Annotated in this window: 19 protein-coding genes and 1 pseudogene; 17 read left to right on the forward strand and 3 right to left on the reverse strand. The window is 46.8% G+C overall.

The window, feature by feature from the left end; all coding sequences use genetic code 11:
* The first annotated feature begins 2 nt into the window (after positions 1-2).
* The 4 genes from bioB to bioC are packed head-to-tail and all read left to right on the forward strand — an operon-like array spanning position 3 to position 3,954.
* Positions 3-1,037: a biotin synthase BioB gene (bioB, locus tag EC604_RS14385; protein WP_123064966.1), complete on the forward strand. Its 1,035-nt coding sequence runs from the start codon at positions 3-5 to the stop codon at positions 1,035-1,037.
* Positions 1,018-2,196 carry an 8-amino-7-oxononanoate synthase gene (gene bioF / locus EC604_RS14390; RefSeq protein ID WP_123064816.1) on the forward strand — a complete coding sequence of 393 codons (1,179 nt, stop codon included), beginning with the start codon at positions 1,018-1,020 and terminating at the stop codon, positions 2,194-2,196. The genes bioB and bioF overlap by 20 nt, the downstream gene beginning before the upstream one ends.
* Positions 2,193-3,065 carry an alpha/beta fold hydrolase gene (locus EC604_RS14395; RefSeq protein WP_240036895.1) on the forward strand — a complete coding sequence of 291 codons (873 nt, stop codon included), beginning with the start codon at positions 2,193-2,195 and terminating at the stop codon, positions 3,063-3,065. Before bioF ends, EC604_RS14395 begins: the two co-directional genes overlap by 4 nt.
* A complete protein-coding gene (gene bioC / locus EC604_RS14400) occupies positions 3,040-3,954 on the forward strand; it encodes a malonyl-ACP O-methyltransferase BioC (protein WP_240036897.1) in 915 nt (304 codons plus the stop codon). Before EC604_RS14395 ends, bioC begins: the two co-directional genes overlap by 26 nt.
* A gap of 87 nt (positions 3,955-4,041) precedes the next feature.
* Here bioC and EC604_RS14405 read toward each other — a convergent pair whose 3' ends face one another.
* Positions 4,042-4,740 carry an NPP1 family protein gene (locus EC604_RS14405; protein WP_240036906.1) on the reverse strand — a complete coding sequence of 233 codons (699 nt, stop codon included), beginning with the start codon at positions 4,738-4,740 and terminating at the stop codon, positions 4,042-4,044.
* A 566-nt stretch (positions 4,741-5,306) separates the two neighbouring features.
* Here EC604_RS14405 and EC604_RS14410 point away from each other — a divergent pair.
* Positions 5,307-6,191: a diacylglycerol kinase gene (locus EC604_RS14410; RefSeq protein ID WP_123064819.1), complete on the forward strand. Its 885-nt coding sequence runs from the start codon at positions 5,307-5,309 to the stop codon at positions 6,189-6,191.
* A gap of 142 nt (positions 6,192-6,333) precedes the next feature.
* Positions 6,334-8,058: a 23S rRNA (uracil(1939)-C(5))-methyltransferase RlmD gene (rlmD, locus tag EC604_RS14415; RefSeq protein ID WP_123064820.1), complete on the forward strand. Its 1,725-nt coding sequence runs from the start codon at positions 6,334-6,336 to the stop codon at positions 8,056-8,058.
* Positions 8,059-8,500: 442 nt separating this feature from the next.
* Here rlmD and EC604_RS31000 read toward each other — a convergent pair.
* A pseudogene (locus EC604_RS31000) lies at positions 8,501-8,621 on the reverse strand (IS256 family transposase); the annotation flags it as partial.
* Positions 8,622-8,849: 228 nt separating this feature from the next.
* Here EC604_RS31000 and EC604_RS14430 point away from each other — a divergent pair.
* The 3 genes from EC604_RS14430 to EC604_RS14440 are packed head-to-tail and all read left to right on the forward strand — an operon-like array spanning position 8,850 to position 11,684.
* Positions 8,850-9,089, forward strand: a complete 240-nt coding sequence (locus EC604_RS14430; RefSeq protein ID WP_161556932.1) for an acyl carrier protein — start codon at positions 8,850-8,852, stop codon at positions 9,087-9,089.
* Complete coding sequence (locus EC604_RS14435; protein WP_205127933.1) at positions 9,089-10,579, forward strand: class I adenylate-forming enzyme family protein; 1,491 nt, start codon at positions 9,089-9,091, stop codon at positions 10,577-10,579. The genes EC604_RS14430 and EC604_RS14435 overlap by 1 nt, the downstream gene beginning before the upstream one ends.
* Positions 10,580-10,628: 49 nt before the next feature.
* Complete coding sequence (locus EC604_RS14440) at positions 10,629-11,684, forward strand: hypothetical protein (RefSeq protein WP_123064823.1); 1,056 nt, start codon at positions 10,629-10,631, stop codon at positions 11,682-11,684.
* A gap of 155 nt (positions 11,685-11,839) precedes the next feature.
* Here EC604_RS14440 and EC604_RS29920 read toward each other — a convergent pair whose 3' ends face one another.
* Positions 11,840-12,139, reverse strand: coding sequence for a hypothetical protein (locus EC604_RS29920; protein ID WP_161556933.1), 300 nt, complete (start codon positions 12,137-12,139; stop codon positions 11,840-11,842).
* A gap of 53 nt (positions 12,140-12,192) precedes the next feature.
* Here EC604_RS29920 and EC604_RS14450 point away from each other — a divergent pair, with 53 nt between their 5' ends.
* The 8 genes from EC604_RS14450 to EC604_RS14485 are packed head-to-tail and all read left to right on the forward strand — an operon-like array spanning position 12,193 to position 19,937.
* The gene (locus EC604_RS14450) at positions 12,193-12,444 is read left to right on the forward strand and encodes an acyl carrier protein (protein WP_123064824.1); all 252 of its coding nucleotides are present in this window, start codon (positions 12,193-12,195) and stop codon (positions 12,442-12,444) included.
* Complete coding sequence (locus tag EC604_RS14455) at positions 12,441-13,799, forward strand: hypothetical protein (RefSeq protein ID WP_123064825.1); 1,359 nt, start codon at positions 12,441-12,443, stop codon at positions 13,797-13,799. The genes EC604_RS14450 and EC604_RS14455 overlap by 4 nt, the downstream gene beginning before the upstream one ends.
* A 44-nt stretch (positions 13,800-13,843) precedes the next feature.
* Positions 13,844-14,959 carry a UDP-glucuronosyltransferase gene (locus EC604_RS14460; RefSeq protein ID WP_123064968.1) on the forward strand — a complete coding sequence of 372 codons (1,116 nt, stop codon included), beginning with the start codon at positions 13,844-13,846 and terminating at the stop codon, positions 14,957-14,959.
* 27 nt (positions 14,960-14,986) lie between these two features.
* The gene (locus tag EC604_RS14465) at positions 14,987-16,075 is read left to right on the forward strand and encodes a radical SAM protein (protein ID WP_123064826.1); all 1,089 of its coding nucleotides are present in this window, start codon (positions 14,987-14,989) and stop codon (positions 16,073-16,075) included.
* 42 nt (positions 16,076-16,117) lie between these two features.
* Entirely contained in the window at positions 16,118-17,296 is a 1,179-nt protein-coding gene (locus EC604_RS14470; RefSeq protein WP_123064827.1) for a radical SAM/SPASM domain-containing protein, read from the forward strand.
* Positions 17,297-17,328: 32 nt separating this feature from the next.
* Positions 17,329-18,333 (forward strand): ABC transporter ATP-binding protein, encoded by a 1,005-nt coding sequence (locus EC604_RS14475; protein ID WP_123064828.1) that lies wholly within the window; start codon positions 17,329-17,331, stop codon positions 18,331-18,333.
* Positions 18,311-19,120: an ABC transporter permease gene (locus tag EC604_RS14480; protein ID WP_161556934.1), complete on the forward strand. Its 810-nt coding sequence runs from the start codon at positions 18,311-18,313 to the stop codon at positions 19,118-19,120. Before EC604_RS14475 ends, EC604_RS14480 begins: the two co-directional genes overlap by 23 nt.
* A gap of 4 nt (positions 19,121-19,124) precedes the next feature.
* Positions 19,125-19,937 (forward strand): ABC transporter permease, encoded by an 813-nt coding sequence (locus EC604_RS14485; RefSeq protein ID WP_123064830.1) that lies wholly within the window; start codon positions 19,125-19,127, stop codon positions 19,935-19,937.
* Positions 19,938-19,956 lie beyond the last annotated feature (19 nt).

The raw sequence follows: 19,956 nt of genomic DNA on the forward strand, positions 1-19,956 counted from the left end.
ATATGAGCATAGCTCCTAAAGATACAGACTGGGTATCCCTTGCTAGAAAATCTTTGAAAGGCGAATGCCTGACAGTAGAGGAAGGGATCGCTGTTCTGGATGCTGATAATGATGAGGTACTGCCACTCCTGCATGCGGCTTATCTTGTGAGACGACACTTTTATGGCAATAAAGTAAAGCTGAATATGATTATCAACGCCAAGAGCGGGTTGTGTCCGGAAGATTGCGGGTACTGTTCTCAATCCATCCGATCCAGCGCATCTATTCCGAAATACAGTCTGCTGGATAAGGAAACACTGCTGGCAGGTGCACAGGAAGCAATGGCTCGCCAAGCGGGTACATATTGTATCGTTGCATCAGGCAAAGGACCGACAAATCACGAGCTGGAGCAGGTTATCGACGCTGTAAAAGAAATCCGTGCAACGCTACCACTTAAAATCTGTGCTTGCCTTGGCATCTTAAAGGAAGGGCAGGCCGAACGTTTGGCTGAAGCGGGGGTGCATCGTTACAACCACAACCTGAATACAAGCCGAGACAACTATCCGTCCATCACTACAACACATACGTATGACCAGCGGGTTGAAACTGTAGAGAAGGCCAGAACTTCCGGCATGTCTCCTTGCTCCGGTGTTATTATCGGCATGGGCGAGAGTCATCAAGACATTGTAGGGATGGCTTTTGCACTGCGAGAGCTTGATGCAGATTCGATTCCGGTTAACTTTTTAAACGCAATCCCCGGTACACCTATGGAAGGGGTTTCACGTACAACATCGATGAGAGCACTTAAGGTGCTGGCTTTATTTCGATTGATTTGTCCATCCAAAGAAATTCGCGTGGCAGGAGGTCGTGAAATTAGTTTGCGTTCATTGCAGCCTTTGGCGCTGTATGCGGCCAATTCGATCTTTGTGGGGGATTACTTGACGACAGCAGGTCAGGATATTACGAATGATCATCAGATGATTGAGGATTTGGGGTTTGAGATTGAACTCAATGCTTTGCAGGGTGGTGCCGACAGATATGAACTGGATGGAAAATGAGCTTGAGAAACTGACTCAGGCCTCGAATCAACGCCATTTACGTGATAGTGCTACGTCTCCTGAACGTCCTGGTCATATTGTAAGAGGAGGGAATAACTTACTTGATCTGGCTTCCAATAACTATCTGGGGCTTGCCGGGCATCCTGATATTATTCAAGCCATTTGTGAAACGCTTCAGGTTGAAGGTGCAGGCTCAGGTGCTTCTCGTTTTGTCACGGGCAATCGGTCAGTATACGGCCGTCTAGAAGTAGCGCTGGCGTCTTGGCAGCAGGCTGAAGCCTCTCTTGTTTTTGCAAATGGCTATATGGCGAATTCAGGTGTCATTGCAGCACTTATGGGGCGAGGAGATGTGATTTTTAGCGATCAGTACAATCATGCCAGCATCGTTGATGGTGCTTTGTTAAGCCGTGCGGAGCATGCCAGATATCGGCATAACGATCTGGAGCATCTGGAGGCTCTATTGCACAAACATCGGGATAAAAGGCGCAAGCTGATTGTCACGGATGCACTGTTTTCCATGGATGGGGATCGGGCACGGTTGCATGAACTGGTGAAACTCAAACGGCGATATGACGCTATGCTGATGGTGGATGAGGCACATAGTGGAGGTGTCTACGGGGAAAAGGGAGAAGGGCTGTGTCATGAGTTGGGACTGCATCGCCATGTAGATGTGCATATCGGGACATTCAGCAAAGCCTTCGGTATATATGGAGCTTATGTATCTGGTAACAACGTATTAATACGATATCTTATGAATAAAGTCAGACCTCTTATCTATTCTACGGCGCTGCCGCCTTCGCTTTTGGCAGGAATTATGACGGCATTACATTTGGTACAGACGGAGCATTGGCGCCGTAATCATCTCCGTTCGACCAGTGAAATGTTTCGTTACGCATTGATGAATGCAGGATTCCATGTAGGGGAAGGAGATTCGCCAATTGTGCCGATTATGGTTGGTGACAATGAACGTGCACTTCGTTTCAGCGAAGCTCTGGAAGCGGCCGGCATTGCAGGGATAGCCATTAGGCCCCCAACGGTGCCAGTCGGCACAGCGCGAATTCGTTTTTCTGTATCATCGGCACATACATTTGATGAGTTGAGGCAGGCGATTGTTCTCATTAAGAAAGTTGGGGATCAGCTTGGGTTGCTCACATCATGAACATACGGAAGGAATACATGGGACAAGTAAAGCAAAAGGAAAAAGGGACGATTTTATGGTTAACTGGCTGGAGTATGACAGATGCTGTGTTTGACACATTGCGTCAGCGATTGCCTGATTATCAACATCTCTCCCTGGATTACAGTACTATGAGTGCTTCCGCAGATATGCTGGACTTCGTGGAAACGACCGCCAAGCGGTTATCTCGGGCAGTTCGGTCTAATCGATTGGATGGGGGCGCCGCTCATGGTGATATCGGCATGCCAGAACTGTTCCACGTGCTGAAGGGAGCTTGCGGAGAGAACGTGCCTTCCGCTCCGCTACTCATCTCGGGCTGGTCTTTGGGAGCGGTACTTGCTCTTGGACTGGCAGCCAAAGGTTATGCCGATGGGCTGGTGTTATTTAGTGCAACGGCACGTTTTGTCCGGGAAAAGAAGAAATCCAACCTTGGTGTGCACGATGCGTACGTCAGGCAGATGATGCGAGACATAGTCAAGGATCGGCAAGACGTGGAGAGTCGTTTTCGAAAAATGATGTTTACGGTACGGGAGTGGGAAACGGGGTATGCTGACCGCCTGCCTCCTGTTGGCTACTGGACACCAGAGGCGCTGCTGGCAGGGCTTCATATTTTACGTTATGAGGATCATTTGCCCGATCTGGCGCGAATCGATTGTCCAGTCCTGTTATTCCACGGGTATGAGGACAGAATCTGTCTATATGATGCAGGGGTGGAACTGATGGATCGGCTACCGCGAGCCAGGTTAGTGACGCTGAACGATAGGGGACATGCAGCTTTTCTGGGTAATGAAGTCAGAATTGAGAAGGAGTGGAGGAGGTGGTGGCATGAGCATGAGCAGGAGTTGGGATGAAATCGGAACGAGCTTCGACAGTAGCAATAATGTTCAGCGGCGATTCAATCGTAATGCATCCTCTTATGACGCACATGCCCACGTTCAGCGAAAGATGGCTACTCTGCTCGCAGAGATTGTTGCACATGGCAAGAACAATACGCTCAGCCATTCACTGAATTTTCTTGAAATAGGCTGCGGTACAGGTGTTTTGACTCGAATGATTGCCCGTGATTGGCCTGATGCCAGTATTACGGCCTTGGACATTGCACCCGAAATGGTTCGTCTGGCATCCCGGCGATGCTTGTCTGTACCGCATGCTGAAAGTGGAGAGGGGACCGCAAAAGGAATTCGTTTTATGCAGGCTGATATTGAAAAGTGGGTTCATGAAGTCCCTTCATGCTCGGTCGATATCATCGTTTCCAATGCTTGTTTTCAATGGTTGCGTGATCCTCAACGGACCTTGACCGGCTTGAAACGTATACTTCGTCCAAGAGGCAGGCTTCTGTTCACAACTTTTGGGACGGACACTTTTCGGGAGATGCATGAGGCATTTCATGAGGTATATCTAGCCTGCGGAATGCAACCGCAGCGACATGGACTGTCGTTTCATTCGGCTGAAGAGTGGAGAGTCATGCTGGAGAGATCAGGTTTTACGAGTTATTCGGAGAATCGTTTGGTTCATATCGAGAGATATGCTTCTGCAAGAGATTTTCTGCACTCGGTAAAAGGCATGGGGGCCAGCGCTTCGGAAGCGGTTCAAGTACCCGAGGTTAGTCTTCGAACTCTGTTTACCCAGATGTACAAGGTGTATGAAGATAGGTTTAGTGTCGGGGCAGCAAGAGGGGTTCAGGCGACATATGATCTCTTGTTTATTGAAGCTTCCGTTTCAGATATGAGTACGATATGAAGCAGCATGCGCGGCATATTATATAGATAAATCCCCTCCAAACGGCTTATCCAGCCATGAAGGGGATTTGTTTTTTTATCCAACCCATTATCTAAACCAGGCTTTATTCAGATTGTTCGTGAAGTTGTTATCGTTAAATGGTACATTGGCACTGCCAAAGTCCGTTGTATTCAGGGCATTACGCGCGGCTGGAGTCAGATCATCCCAACCGATCAAAGGCTGGGTTCCTCCGACCACATTGGTTACCCCCAGCTCGTGGTTGAGCGGCCAAGTACTATTATAGGAGATTTTCGGATGATCCCCCTGCATATTGCTTGAGCTTGGAGCTACGTTCGTGAACTGGCCGTGACCGGAATAGGCGACGGAGAGCACTTTCGGATTGGCAACCGCCGGGTTGTCTACCCATACGACGATGCCTTCCCAGTCATGCCGATGTCCAAATCCCGGAGATGGGTTATCTTTAGGGAAGTACCATGCGTACATGATTGCCCACACGCCATTATGCCAAGCGGAACGAGAGTAGACCTGACCCAGGTTGGAGCTACATCCGCCATTGTGTGATCCGGACGTTGCCAAGCCTGCGCTGGTGTTGCCTTGTGCATCAACGGCTGGGAAAGGCACGCATCCATGGTAAACCTTCAGAAAAGGTTGAAAACGTTTGGCAGTGATTTGCGTGGCTGTTACGGGTGTGACTTCTTGAAAACCGATGACCTGATCATGATTAATGACGGCTGCTTCCGCAACGGTGCCTATCGGTAAATAGGCGAGGAGGGTAACCATTAGCATCAGTACGAGTTTTTTGGTTTTTTGCATTGTGCAATTCTCCTTTGTAAACGTAGTAGAGTGAGGCCAGTTATGTATGGATGCGTTCTGTATATCCATGGTACTGGAAAAATATTGATTCGGGTTATATTTTTATATTGAGATTTGTAAATTTGCTGTATATTTTTGTCATAATATAATTAGTTGTGGACAGCAGAAAGTACGGAGATTAATTCCTGTGCAAGCGGGCAGAATGGAAGATCAGTAGTTTTTTTGCAAAAGAAGATGGAAAAATCAGTTTCAAGATGACTTTGACTTGTTTATTAGGGTATGGGACTTTGGGTGTTAGGATCTATGCAAAAATCACGGCCGGAATAGGCTAGGACATCTTTACAATTGATGATATGATAGAAGCAATAGCTTTTGGAATGGGACGTCATTCCTCCGGCATAGTTATATATAGTGTTTGGGCAGGATTAACGAAAGTTCATGGTTGTGTTAAGTTAAATGATGCCCCTTGGTGGACTGATGCAGCGTAAGAAGATGAGGTTATTGGACTCATGGATAATGTGGAATAGGTGGCGTATCAGATGAAAAGAGCTCGATTAATATATAATCCGACTTCAGGCCGGGAAGAAATGAAGAAACGACTGGCTGATATTTTGCAGCGTTTGGACCAAGGCGGTATTGAAGCTTCTTGTCACGCAACAACGGGGGAAGGCGATGCGACCCGGGAAGCGGAACTGGCGATTGAACGCGGATACGATATGATTATCGCTGCTGGCGGAGACGGTACGTTGTATGAGGTCATTAATGGTATGGCTGAGCGGGACAATCGCCCTCCGCTGGGTGTGTTTCCTCTGGGGACGACCAATGATTTTGCTCGTGCACTCGGCATTCCAAGACAATGGGAAGATTATGTGGATCTGGTCATTCAGCAGCAGACACGTCCCCTGGATCTCGGGAAGGCAAACGATAGGTATTTTATCAACATCGCCGGCGGTGGATCGTTAACCGAACTGACCTATGAAGTGCCGAGTCGTTTGAAAACAATGATCGGGCAACTGGCCTATTACATGAAGGGGATTGAGAAAATGGCAAGCCTGTCCCCGCAGGAATTAATCATTCGTGCGAATGGCCAAGATGAAATTCATGATGAATTCATGCTGTTCCTCATTGCAAATACGAACTCCGTTGGCGGCTTCGAGAAGCTGGCTCCGGGGGCAACCATTGATGATGGGTTGTTCGATGTCATTGGTGTACGCAAGTGTAATCTGGCGGATATGATTCGTCTTGTTACTTTGGCGCTGCGCGGAGAGCATCTGAACGACAAAAAAGTCGTACATTTCCAGACAGATCATATGGAAGTCAATTCCCCAGGCTATGTACAACTGAATCTGGACGGTGAGCTGGGTGGCACGTTGCCTGCGACGTTTACGAATCTAAAGCATCATCTGCAACTGTTCCACCGTTAAGTTTTTACACCAAAATAACGTCTCCGAGGTTCGTTAGAATTTTGGTTATTTTTGGCGTGAAGAAGGAAATTCTTTTATTAACTCAAATTTAACTCACCGTTATTGCAGGCGGTGTACTATATAAGAAAGAAGTGAACATACGTTGTCTAATACGAACCGCAGCGGTCGTGGAAAAAACCGCCGGAATTCGGCTGCTCCTCAAGGAAAAGGGAAGGCTTCAGCTTCCCGTCAGCCAAATCAATCAAGTCAATCAACTCGTCCATCTACAAGTCAGTCAGGTAAAGAGGTGCGGCCACGCGATGCATCTCTTTCTGGTGTGCGCTCCAAAGGCAGAACACGTGAAGCGGCACCAATCGAAGGATTGCCTGTTAGCAAAAATGAAGAAACCGTCATTGAGATCATTGGCATGAACCATGACGGTGAGGGTGTAGGCCGTGCGGATGGATACACACTGTTTGTGCAGGGGGCCCTTCCGGGAGAAACCGTGCGCGTGCGTGTGATGAAAACGAAGAAGCAATACGGGTACGCCAAGTTGCTTGAGATTGTCAAAGCCAGTTCTGATCGTGTATCTGCGCCATGTCCGATCTACGATCAATGCGGCGGATGCCAGATCCAGCATATGAGCTACGCTGGTCAACTGGCGTGGAAACGTCAGCTTGTGATCGATAATTTGCAACGGATCGGGAAGTTGAATGTTTTGGTGGAGGATGAGACTGAGGCAACCCATGCGGAACAATCTCCATTCGTTGAACAAATAGATGAACAAACTGTGCAAGCCAACGAGAGTAATCGCATTCGTCTGCGGCTTGAAGGTGTCATGAACGAAGAAGATACAGAACACGCGATTCGTGTCTTGCCAACGATGGGCATGGACGAGCCGTGGCGTTACCGGAATAAGGCACAGGTGCCGATTGGGGTAACCGAAGGCGGTTTGGTGGGTGGTTTTTATGCCAAAGGAAGCCACCGGATCATCGACATGGAGACCTGTCTTATTCAGCACGAGCACAATGATGAAGTTGTGGCGAAGGTGAAAGAAATCGGCAGCCATCTCGGCATCAGTGCGTACAACGAAGAAACTGGCCGCGGCCTGTTGCGTCATGTCGTGGTGAAAAAGGCGTTCCGTACAGGCGAGATGATGCTTGTGCTGGTGACGAATGGCCGGGATATTCAACACAAAGATGAGTGGATTGGCAGTATCCGTGAAGCGATTCCGCAAGTGGCGAGCATCTGTCAGAACGTGAACAAAAAGCAGACGAACGTTATTTTCGGTGATGAGACCCGTGTTCTGTGGGGCCGGGATGTGATCTATGATTTTATCGGTGACGTGCAATTTGCAATCTCTCCGCGTTCGTTCTATCAGGTCAATCCGGTACAGACCGAAGTGCTGTATGGCAAAACGGTAGAATACGCCGGATTGAGCGGTAAAGAAACGGTTATTGATGCCTATTGCGGCATCGGAACGATCTCTCTTTTCTTGGCACAACATGCGGATCAGGTGTATGGTGTAGAGATTGTGCCCGAAGCCATTGAGGATGCTCGCAGCAATGCGATGCTTAACGAGATGAAGAACGTGAAGTTCGAAGTGGGTGCCTCCGAGGACGTCATCCCGCGTTGGAAAGAACAAGGCATCGAAGCCGACGTTATCGTCGTCGACCCACCGCGCAAAGGCTGCGACCCGCGTCTGCTCGACACGATCCTGGAGATGAAGCCGGAACGTGTGGTATACGTGAGCTGTAATCCGAGTACGCTGGCACGCGATTTAAGAGTGCTGGAGGATGGAGGTTATCGCACGGTGGAGGTCACGCCAGTGGATATGTTCCCGCATACGGTGCACGTGGAATCGGTGGCGATGTTGGTGAGGGAGTAGTGTCCTGGACCCATGTACCTGTTTAAATAGCTAACTAGCCCGAAGCTTCTAAAGTTCGGGCTATTGTTGTATTTCATGAAAAGTCGTGGTAGGCTGCCCTTTGTAAAAATAACCTTGTTAAAAAGTGTACCGAGAAGTGGCGGTGGAATCTTAGTCAGCAGGTGAGAAATCATGTCCCTTTACCATACACATTTGAAACAATTACAAATGAGAGAAACAGCTAATGACGAATGGAATTTCAGAGGGCATACGGGCCTTTTTCAAAACTGTTGACAATTGGCATATATGTAATTATATTTAATATATCAATCGCTTGGTGCTGTAAATCTACTAGTGTGAACGCTCTCCAAGCAAAACTTTATGCAATATAGTTCGATCCCATCCAGGAAGAAAATGGAGAGGTTGGTACTTAGCTCCAGTTTTGTAAACGCCTTGTCCATTAACCAGTGACATTCATCGTAGTTTTGTAGAGCATTTTCAGCAACGCTTCATTGCTTGGGAAAATGCTTTTTTCTTTAGGCTTTGCGATGTTGACGATGGTAACCCTCAATTATTTCCGTCGTTGTACTCTTCGCGTCAAGCTTTTTGTGTCCTGCATCTTGTCATACTCCGCCTCCAACATGAATTGCAGCATCTCTGCATACAACTCTATAAACAACTCTTTCAGTGCAAATTCACCTTGTCTATATTTATGAACTTATTCTTCTTCACAATTACTCTCACTTGCTTATCACGTATATTATCCTCTTTAATCAGCCTTTTTCTAAAGATTATCTAACGGGGGAAACATGATGTCTAAATCGATAGAATCTATCTTGAGAGATGAAATTTTTGCTGAGCTGGACATCGAGTATCCGGAAGACCACGATACCCGTTTATTGGACCAAGGGATCGATTCAGTAGGCTTCGTCAAGCTTATTGTTTTAGTAGAATCGAAGTTTAACATCTCGGTCCCTGATGAAGATCTGTTATTTGAGAAGTTCTCCACGGCTGGATTAATCCTTAATTATTTGACTGAGAAAACGCTATGATGACGATCATTCAGCGTCTATTTCTGGAGGCCTCTAATCGCCAAGATCATATTATCCTTGAAGATCTAAAGCAGCAGTGGACTTACGCAGAGATGATGACAGAAGCTTACTTGATTGCTTTATATATCCATAAGAATTTTAAGCTTGAGCCCGGAAGTCATCTTGCATTATACACAAATAATGAGCCCTTGTTCATTTTTGCGGCGCTTGGTATTCAATTCTGCGGTTATGTGTTAGTACCGGTTCCTTACTCGGCATCCAATACTGAAATTGAAAATATTTTAAATGCCAGTGACGCTAAATTGGTTATCAGCAAATCTGCACAGCCTGCTCATTTAAATTGCGACATTCCTTGGGTTACCGCTCAGGATTTATCGCAAGAACCAATGCCTTCGTTCGAATCGATCTCGTTAACCAATCAGTCCGATCCCAATCCATGTGCGATTCTCCTTCCTACATCGGGCACAACCGGAAAATCTAAAATCGTTATGTTATCCCATTGGAATGTATTAACGAATGCGTTGGCACATGGCGGAAAGGTGGGGTATACGGATCAAGATTCGTTTCTTGTAACGATGCCCGTTCATTTCAGTTCTACGATTGTCACGCAATTGATTTCTTGCATGTTATATGGAACCCGAATTAAACTTATCAGCTTGCCATTGCTGCCGCGCACAGCATTTAAATTGTTTCAGAATAAGGCGGTCACGGCATTCTCAGCGGTGCCTACGCAATTGATGCACTTTGTTTCCGATTTTCATCAGACAAAGAACTGGAGTGCCTTTGATGCAATTGAATTTATTGTGATTAGCGGTGCGGCGATTCCCGCGAAATTAGGTGACCATCTTCAGACTGTCTTTCCTCACGCGGACATTATTCAAACCTATGGATTGACCGAAGCTTCTCCGCGGGTGAGCATGATGGAACGGGGAGAGCGCTGCTTATCCTGTGGAACACCCATCAATGACGTTTCTATTCGTCTTGTTGACGAAGAAGAGAATGAGGTTGAAGGAGCAGCTATCGGAGAAATTTGGGTCAAGGGCCCGAATGTGATGCTCGGTTATTACAAAAACCCGGAGTTAACGAACGCTACCATTGTTGAGGGTTGGTTAAAGACAGGAGATTTGGGATATTGGAATGAATCAGGGTGTCTTATACTCACAGGCCGAAAGAAGAATATCATTATATCCGGCGGTATCAATATCTATCCGGAAGAAATCGAGGAATTTTTATACGGTTTGAAAGAAGTGGAGGAGGTCATGGTTGTTGGTGTACACGATGATCTGTTAGGCGAAGTGCCCATCGCATTTCTGAAAGTTTTTAATGAATGCCTGGTTGATATAGATGCACTGACACGACATTGCAACTTGCATTTGTCATCGTATAAAGTGCCTAGACAATGGAGGATTATCGATAACATTCCAAAAACAAAAACAGGAAAACTGGACAGGGCAAGTACGAAGCGCTTATTGCTAAATGAGATATACTGATTCGGAATCCTTAAGCCAATTAACCAAATAACCAGGGGTGAACGAAAGGTTGAAGAATTCAACTCAAACGTTAGGCAGAAAAATATTGCCGGTCAGTTATCCGATGATTACAACCTATACGCAACATGCTCATCTCTTGTCCATACTTACCCATTACGAGTGCGCTCATCCATGGATATTCAGCAATTATATCCAATTATTTATTAACAAAGATTATAAACATCATTGGGGAGATTTTTATTTCCCTGTGACTTATGAGCTGCGGCCTTCGGATTCGTGCAAATGGATTACTACTCAAAAGATACATAGAGATACGGTAACAACGAAATGGGACTCGGTTATTCATTTTATTATAGAAAATATTAATGCGAATAGCTATGTCCACACCATGGTCAATTATTTCTACGTGCCCCTAAGCGATCGCTACAATAAACTTCAATTGCATCATGACATATTTGTTTACGGATATGATTTGGATAGAGAGATATTGTATGTTTCCGATTTCTTTAAGAACGGCGTGTATAGTCAGGCTGAGATATCATTTACTGATTTCAAGCTTGCGTTCGACACGAATCATCTAACAACCAATCATGATTATCTTAGAGAAATGGTTTATCTGTATACATTCAATGATCAATATCAGGATAAATTCAGTGCAGATACCTTAGTGAATTCTATAAGAAATTATTTCACTAAGAAAACGCCGGAGTATTGGGAGATGTTCAACTATGGGGGCGACAGGCATAATCTTGACTTCGGCATGCAAATATACACAACTCTATTAAATTATGCGAAAGAGACATCGGAACAGAAGGCTATGCTTGATATAAGACCCTTTCATTTACTTTATGATCATAAGAAGTTAATGACGCTAAGACTCAAGTACTTGTACGATAATCGGCATTTCATTCAATTAAATCAAGAGCATATAGATGAATTCACAGCCATTGAACTTAAGGCAAAGATACTTGTGAATGTAGCGATGAAATATAATTTGACAAGGGATACGAGTATTTCCGAAAGTTTTCAAACGCTGATTACGAGTATAGAAAATGAAGAATCCATATTCCTTGAACGATGGCTGAAGAAGGTAGGCATTCAGTAATGTTGAAGGAGCAGATGATGTTAGTTGTGGATATCTCTTCTTGCACCCGAATAGAAGCCTTAGCCCGAAGCCGGTGGTGATCGGGGCATATTTGTGGAGGGAGTGATGCCTAGCTTATAATCGTTGCGATACAGCGTATTGAGTAAGCCAAACCGTTACTTTTGTCCTAAAGATTCCGTTTGATGATGGCCTATTGCCGTCTTGTCTTTCAACGATCCGCATTGCTTCAAGCTCTTTTTTTCCGGCACAACCACAGCGAATCCACTCACCTCAAGAATCTCTCCTAGTATTTGACCCGACATCTTGTGATTCATGCCTAGAACCATACCTGTTTCGTTTGGGAGCAACGCACCGTTCAACAACCTTACGTATGAACAGCCAGTTAATTTGAAGAATCTGCCGGAAGCCACCATCATGGACTTGGAACCGGCGATCAGTTTGCATAATGCACTCACTAGAACGATCCATTATTACCAGGCTCAATATATCCATTAAACGGGAGGTACTTATGCAAGAACAGATCATAGCGATGATAAGCGAAGTCAAGGATGACGCCCAGCTGGAAAACAGCTTGAACGGGCATTCCAGCATCATGGAAGACGGGGGAATGGACTCTTTACAGCTAATTACTTTCTTATTGAAGGTGGAGGAGCACTTCGGCATTGAAATCGATTTTGAACAATTCGACTTCGATTGCATGGAATCGGTTACAATCTTCTGCAATTATATCTCGGAGCTGCAGAAGACGGCATCTGTATGAACGATAGAGGCAAGTCCGAGCTCATTATCGGGATGTTTGACGCGGAACGCTTCTGGCGCGACCCTAATCAGGCCAAACTGCCGTCGGTTCACGATCCTGAAATGGAGAATGTCGTGATGGCCATGGATGAGCTGCTCTTCCCTTTTTGCGGGGCGCAGGATAGGCTCATTACCCGATATCGAATGAACGCTTCTCATAAAGCATATTTGCATGAGATCGGATTCAAATTTCTGTCCAATTCAACCGATCTTGAGAGTCCTGATGGAGGAGGCGCAGGCAGAACCGCCAATATATTCGACCTGCTCACCTCAACTGATCAAGTGGGTGACATAGATCCAGATTGGCTAAACGGCGCCCGGTTGTCGCCCTTTGCGGTCATTCCGGGAGTGGACCGTGTTGCTGCGCGTTTCGGGCTGGAACAGGATTGTCCAGCTGTCGAAACGGTTCAGACGGTTAATTCTAAGCTGTATTCAACCGAATTGAACCGTCGCCTTGGGCTTCAGTGTGACAGCCAGACGGTCTATTCCTACGAAGAGCTGCTGTCAACCGGCTTGGCTCTGCTGAAACAAGGCCCCTTTCTGATCAAAGATGAGTTTGGGGTATCCGGGAAGGGGAATTTGCTAATCGAGTCGGAAGCGATTCTGCAACGGGTCACCTCTTATCTCGCCGGTCAGTGTAGAAAGGGAAGAACGGTTCGTTTTATTATTGAGCCGTTCCTCCTCAAAGAGCTGGATTTCTCTTGCCAATTCCACATCGATCCGGACGGTACGTACCGGCATGTCTCTGTGCAGCAATTGGTCAATCACAAATTCGCTTACCAAGGCTCCTATACAGCCGATGACAGGCTGCTTCATACGCTGCACGAAGCGGAGTACTTTGATGTAATGAAGCTGGTAGCCCGCGAGCTTTATCAGTCGGGTTATCACGGCGACGTATGCGTTGATTCGATGTTGCTAAGAGACGGACGCATCGTTCCGATTGTTGAGGTCAATGCAAGAAGATCGATGAGTCTGATCAAGCATTACGTTGACCGGTATCTCGAGAAGCACGGTGCGGCCGGGAGTATGACACATGCCACCTTACAGTTTGCAGGGGATGTATCATTCGATCAATTGCTGGAATCGCTGGACCGCGAGGGTGTTCTATATAAGCCTGATCAAGGGTTTGGCATGCTACCGTTAAGCGCGAATACACTCTTTATTAACAAGGTCGTCAGCGAGTGCAAGGGGATCCGGAATAAGCAAGTGAAGGGCAGATTGTATTATTCGCTGATCGAGGGGACAGGGGATAACGAACGATTGTCCGCGAAACTTAAGGAGGTTCTGTTGTCGTTATCCTTCAAGATCGCCCCCTGATGCATTCCGAAGTGCTTGAAACCATGGATGGAGGAAGAGAGTTTATGGGGAAGCGTAAAGTAACGATTCTATGCTCGGGTTTCGGTCTGGGGTTCTATATTCCCGGCCTGTTAGCTGCAAGCGAGTTCGGGAAAAGGGATATCGCGACGGAAGCGCTCGTGTTCGAAAGCTATTTGGAGCACGACAAGAGGGAGCATATTGCAGATAGCAGGACGGCTTACCACAATAATTTCGCACTTGCCAATATTTCGGCCCGAATGCCGATGGATATCCGCAATAGTATAGATTATGCCCAGGTTGAGCTATTGCTGGAGACGTGGAAAGCGGAAGAACGCTACGAATTCATATCGCTATCCGGACACTGGATCTATATTCTGGATTTGTATAGGGAGAAGATGTTGCCGAATCCAATTCATGTAGACCTGCTCTACGTCGATTCAGATCTGGCTCCGTCCTGGAAGAGCCTGAAGAAGTTTCATCCCCGGTATGACGAGCATTATTACAATGCTTGTCTCTATGACACCGATAAGATGGCGATTCGATACGAAATCCCGGTTCTTCCTGGTACGACACTGCCTTTCGAATCAAGGAAGCGGCGGCTTGTTGTTCATGGTGGCGGCTGGGGGATGGGCACTTATCAAAATACAATTCCAGAGCTTTCGAGTCATAACTATGGGCTTGATATTGTAGCTTACGACTGGAAGGAAGCGAAGCCCGATCCCGAGCACCGATATTGGATGAACGATCCGGAATGGTGTTCTTGGGTGAAGAGCGCGAACGGTCTGCACGAATTTCCGCCATACATTGAAATAGCAGGAGAAGATACGAATTCATATACCGCTGAGGCTGATCATCATTGGTTATTTGACGTCGCTTCTGATGCGATGGCTATCGTAGCCAAGCCGGGAGCGGGCACATTGATCGACTCGCTTGCCTCCGAAACCCCTCTTATTCTTCTGGAGCCGTTCGGCAGTCATGAGCTTAGCAATCTGGAATTATGGGAGTCGCTTGGGTTCGGAATACGCTACGAGAAGTGGCGAGAGATGGATTTTTCTGTAGATATCCTTAAGGAGATGCATCAAGCGATCAAGAACAGACCCGGTGAACGGACGAATTATGTGGATCACTATTGTTCAAGGGTTGCGTTAACGAAGAGCTAAGATATCAATGGCAGAAGGGGTTATGCGATGAGCTTAAATCAATTGAGTGTTGCCAAGGATACGGTAAGCTATCCGAGATGGATCGTCTTGCAGTTGCTAGAGGAGTGCAATTTGCGATGTAAAATGTGTTATGAATGGGGACTCGAAGGGCCCTACAAAAGCAAAAAAACATTAGCGCAGCTGGACCCGGAGCTGATCAAAAAGATCATCATCGAATGCAGCCCCGGCAAGCCGTATTACGATTTCTTCGGCGGCGAGCCGCTGATGTACCCTTGGCTGAGCGATATTCTCGCCATGATCAATCATTATGGAAGCATAGCGGACTTCCCCACGAATGGCACACTGCTTGAGAAGCATGCCGAGATGTTAGTCGAGACTCCGCCTAATAAGATCTGGGTGTCGCTCGACGGCCCTGAGGAAATCAACGACAGGCAGAGGGGCAAAGGCGTATTCAAGAAAGTAATCAAAGGAATCGAGAAGCTTTATGAGCTCCGGCAAAGCAAAGGCAAGCAATTTCCGAAAATGGGTGTATCCTTTATCATTACGCCCTTGACCTATATGTACGTCGAGGAATTTTTCTTTAAGCATATCGACTTGTCAATGTTGGACCATATCAGCATGGAAGTGCAGCTCTATGCCACCGAAGAGCAGCATGCCCAATATGTGGAGGTTCTTCGTGAGGAATTCGGTGTGCATGAAGCTCCGTATGCCAAGGGGATGGTCTGGAAAGACATCAGTTCATTCAGCCAGATCGATATTCCCGAATTGACGAGACAGCTTATTAATGTTAAAGATTATTGCTTGAAAAACAGTATCGATGTGATTACCTATCCGAAGACGATAGATGAAGTGAATTTGCACAACTATTTCTCGGGACAATTCCATCAGATGGCGGATAAACGAAAACGCTGCTCCCTTCCATGGACTTATGCGGAGATTACGGCAAGGGGCGACGTTTCGCCCTGCCATGCCTTCTATGATTTGACCTTCGGCAACGTGAACGAAGAGAATTTGCTGGATATCTGGCGCAGTGACAATTACAAAGAGTATCGCGCGTATATGAAAAAAAATATGCTTCCGATTTGTACGGCTTGTTCAAGGTATTATATCTACTGATTCATGTGAATGGCCTATTACGTTTAAGAAGGGTGTGTTGATATGAATCCGAAATCTGAGATTAAGCATTCCGCAAAGGATCTGCAAATATTGAAACGTACGATCAAGAATACGGTGGAAACCAAGCGGAACATGGAGAAAATAGCGGGTTACGCGACACCGTTGCCAGAGTCGGTCGGGATTAAACTGACGAACCAATGCAACTTGCGCTGTAAACATTGCTATCAATGGAACGACACCGGCTACCATCACTTCATGACACCGGAGCAGCAACGCGAACAGCTCGACTACGGGTTGCTGGAGAAGCTAATCCTCGAGACGGAACCGGCCAAGTCGAGACTCTATATCTGGGGCGGCGAGCCGCTTGTATACAGCCATTTCGACCGTTTGGCCGATTTGCTTGAAGCCCATCCTCGTGAGACGACGATCTGCACGAACGCGGTGCTGATCGAGCGAAAGCTGGACGCCTTGCTGAGAATCTCCGACAACCTGGAACTGCTCATTGCGCTTGATGGATTCGAAGAAGAGAATGATGCGCTTCGCGGCAAAGGGGTATTCAACAAGGCGATAGATGCGATCCGGAAGCTGGTCGAGCTGCGCAAGGAAAAAAGGTTCAAGGGCAAAATTACGATCCATACCGTCGTTAACGATGGTATGACTGACAAGCTTTACGATCTGCTGGACTTTCTGGAGGGCGTCGGTGTAGATATGGTCATGGTCTGCTTCCCGTGGTACATCTCGGAGGAATGCACGCAGGGAATGGACAATTACTTTGACCAGAAGTTCGACTTCCTTCCGGCGAGCGAGCACAAGGGCGAACGAAGCTGGCACGCCTTTAACTACAAGCTCGATCCGGAGCGTATCCCTGCTTTGATGAGCGAGTTGGACCGGGTGAATAATCGGGTCTGGAAAATGCGTTTACGCTACCAGCCGAATCTGGATCAAGACCAGATTGAAGATTTCGTGCTCGGCAAAGAGGTGAGGGGTAAAGGCACGATGAACAAGAAGTGCCTGGCTCTCTCGAACCGGATGGACATTACGCCCGATGGAACGATTATCGCATGCAAATTCTTCAAGGAGTTCGAGATCGGCAAATTACATGATACGTCTGTACAGGAATTATGGCATAGCATGACCTACAGAAGGATAAGGGAAATGATGGACGAAAGACTGACACCGGCATGTTCCAAGTGCAGTGTCTTGCATTTGCACGGTGTATAACGATTCTAAATTCACATAAATGAGGTGCGTAAGTGAGTATTATCCAGATGGAGGGGTTATCCAAAAGCTTCAAGTATTACGAGAAAGAGCTGGGGCTCAAAAAATCGCTCAAAAATTTAGTGAGGCGGAAATCACTGATCAAAGAAGCGGTTAGCGAAATATCCCTTGTAATCGAGCAGGGTGAGATGGTCGGATTTTTAGGCCCGAACGGTTCCGGCAAAACAACTACGCTTAAGATGCTGTCCGGCATCTTGTATCCGACAAGCGGGCAAGCGACGGTATTGGGCTATGTCCCTTGGGAACGAAAAAAAGAATTCAAGATGCAGTTCTCGATCGTGATGGGGCAGAAATCACAGTTGTGGTGGGATTTACCGGCGAACGAATCGTTGTACCTGAACAAATGCATCTATGAGGTCGAGGATAAACCCTACAACCTTGTTCTGGATGAGCTTACGGAGATGCTTGACGTTAAAGACCTGCTTAATATTCAGGTGCGGAGACTCTCGCTGGGGGAACGGATGAAGATGGAACTTATTGCGTCGCTCATTCATCGGCCCAAGGTGATTTTCCTGGATGAGCCTACAATCGGACTCGATCTGATCTCGCAGAAGCGCATTCGGGAGTTTCTGAAGTATTATAACGAGCAGACGAAGGCAACGGTCATTCTGACAAGCCACTACATGGCGGATATTGAGGATCTATGCAAACGAGCGATCATCATCAATCAGGGGAGGATCGTATACGACGGCGATCTTCGGCGTGTGAACGAGCTGTTGCATGCCAAAAAGATTATCAAGCTGCAATTTACGGATGAAGTGCCGAGGCAAGCGCTAAGCGACTATGGCACGATTACTCAACATGACGGCATGAATGCCGTCATGGAAATTGATAAGCATGACCTCCAGCGGCTTTCCAAAATGATACTGGACCGGTTCCCGATCCTCGATTTCACAGTTGAAGATATACCTGTCGAGCGAGGCATCGAAAGCTTATATCAGAAAGATGGGGTCAGACATGAAAGCCTTGCAGAAGTATAAAAGGACGTACATCCTTGCGCTTCAGAACGCGATGGAGTACCGGACCGATTTCCTGATGGGCATTATCAGCGGCGGCTTTATCATACTCGTCCAATGCTTCCTCTGGACAGCTGTGTTCCGCAGTTCGCCGCAAGAGATTATTAACGGCTATACGTATTCACAGATCATCATTTATTCCGTGTTGTCCGGCGTCGTCTCCAAGCTGGTTTCTGCCGGCTTCGAAGGGGAGATCGCGAATGACATCAAGACGGGCGGACTAAGCAAATTTATCGCTCAGCCCATTCATTATTTCAGCTATCGGATATGCAATTTCTTCGGTGAGAAAACGGTTCAGACCGGGGTCGTCCTTGTCTTATTCGTCATACTGATGACCGTGTTTATTCAAATTTGGGGGTTTCAGCTTAGAGTGGGGCAGATTGTTATGTTCCTGGTTAGTATTTTGTTCGGAATGCTCATCAACTTCCTGCTGTTTTATTCGATTAGTGCGCTCGCGTTCATCATTACTGAGGTTTGGGGCGTGTATATCGCGTTCAACCAAGGCGTCTATCTGCTCAGCGGCGCCATCTTTCCGCTTAATATTTTCGGAGATACGTTTGCCACAATCTCCAGCTATTTACCGTTCCAGTATGTCGTATTCTTCCCGGTTAAGATCATCCTCGGGAGCTTGGCGGTTCATGAGATCGTGAGCGGGCTCCTCTTACAGGCCGTTTGGGTAACGGTGCTTTTGGTCATTTCCAAGTTGGCTTGGGATTCCGGGATGAAGAAATATGTAGCCGTTGGAGGTTAGGTCTGTGAGTATCCGCTTGAGTGAGATTCGGAAGCACGTACGTATGTTTTTTATTTTCGCAAAGAACAGTTTGGTCGGTTATATGGAATACAAAGCGAATTTCTACTCCGGTTTGATCATGGAGACCGTATTTCTGTTTTCCAAGCTGATCTATGTCATCTTCGTTTTCCAGCTGGGGATCGAAATTAATGGAATTTCTCCTGACCAGATGATGATCTTCACCGGGACCTATACGATTATGATCGCAATCTATACAGGATTGTTTATGGATAACTTTTATAGATTTTCCGGCCATATCCGCAACGGAACGCTGGACTTGTATATGACGAAGCCGCTATCGCTGCAGTTCATGATTTCATTCCGAAACGTTAACTACGCGTTTCCGATTCCGAACCTGATCGCCGGGATCACGATGATCGTAGTGGCTTGGCGGCGGCTTGGCATCGAGCCAAGCTTCATCCACGTGGCCGGATATATCGGCGTGATCTTGAGCAGCACGATCGTGACCTACTCGGTGCTTCTGCTTCCGCAAATACTTGCTTTCTGGACGGTGAAGTCCGGTTCGATCTTCGATATAATTGACAAATGTTGGGATTTTAACAATATGCCAATGTACATATACCCCAAATGGCTGCAAAGAATAGGACTGTATGTCGTGCCTATCTTGTTTATTACCAACATGCCGTCGGTTTATTTGATCGACCGCTTGGACTTCTTCCTTGGGATATGGATTTTTGTAGCTCCTGTGATATCGCTTGTAGTGGTTAGGCTGTTCTGGAAGCTGGCCGTCAGACACTATGAGAGCGCCAGCAGTTAGAGAAATGCCAATAACAAAT

It is taken from the genome of Paenibacillus amylolyticus, from assembly GCF_003719335.1.
GTDB lineage: Bacteria > Bacillota > Bacilli > Paenibacillales > Paenibacillaceae > Paenibacillus > Paenibacillus amylolyticus_D.

Bases quoted from the DNA above. Each gene is read 5' to 3' on its own strand.
- EC604_RS14470 (WP_123064827.1), top strand. From the start codon at position 16,118: ATGAATCCGAAATCTGAGATTAAGCATTCCGCAAAGGATCTGCAAATA.
- EC604_RS14435 (WP_205127933.1), top strand. From the start codon at position 9,089: ATGACGATCATTCAGCGTCTATTTCTGGAGGCCTCTAATCGCCAAGAT.
- EC604_RS14480 (WP_161556934.1), top strand. From the start codon at position 18,311: ATGAAAGCCTTGCAGAAGTATAAAAGGACGTACATCCTTGCGCTTCAG.
- EC604_RS14405 (WP_240036906.1), bottom strand. From the start codon at position 4,740: ATGCTAATGGTTACCCTCCTCGCCTATTTACCGATAGGCACCGTTGCG.
- EC604_RS14410 (WP_123064819.1), top strand. From the start codon at position 5,307: ATGAAAAGAGCTCGATTAATATATAATCCGACTTCAGGCCGGGAAGAA.
- EC604_RS14430 (WP_161556932.1), top strand. From the start codon at position 8,850: ATGTCTAAATCGATAGAATCTATCTTGAGAGATGAAATTTTTGCTGAG.
- EC604_RS14395 (WP_240036895.1), top strand. From the start codon at position 2,193: ATGAACATACGGAAGGAATACATGGGACAAGTAAAGCAAAAGGAAAAA.
- EC604_RS14455 (WP_123064825.1), top strand. From the start codon at position 12,441: ATGAACGATAGAGGCAAGTCCGAGCTCATTATCGGGATGTTTGACGCG.
- EC604_RS14460 (WP_123064968.1), top strand. From the start codon at position 13,844: ATGGGGAAGCGTAAAGTAACGATTCTATGCTCGGGTTTCGGTCTGGGG.
- bioB (WP_123064966.1), top strand. From the start codon at position 3: ATGAGCATAGCTCCTAAAGATACAGACTGGGTATCCCTTGCTAGAAAA.
- bioF (WP_123064816.1), top strand. From the start codon at position 1,018: ATGAACTGGATGGAAAATGAGCTTGAGAAACTGACTCAGGCCTCGAAT.
- EC604_RS14465 (WP_123064826.1), top strand. From the start codon at position 14,987: ATGAGCTTAAATCAATTGAGTGTTGCCAAGGATACGGTAAGCTATCCG.
- bioC (WP_240036897.1), top strand. From the start codon at position 3,040: ATGAGCATGAGCAGGAGTTGGGATGAAATCGGAACGAGCTTCGACAGT.
- EC604_RS14450 (WP_123064824.1), top strand. From the start codon at position 12,193: ATGCAAGAACAGATCATAGCGATGATAAGCGAAGTCAAGGATGACGCC.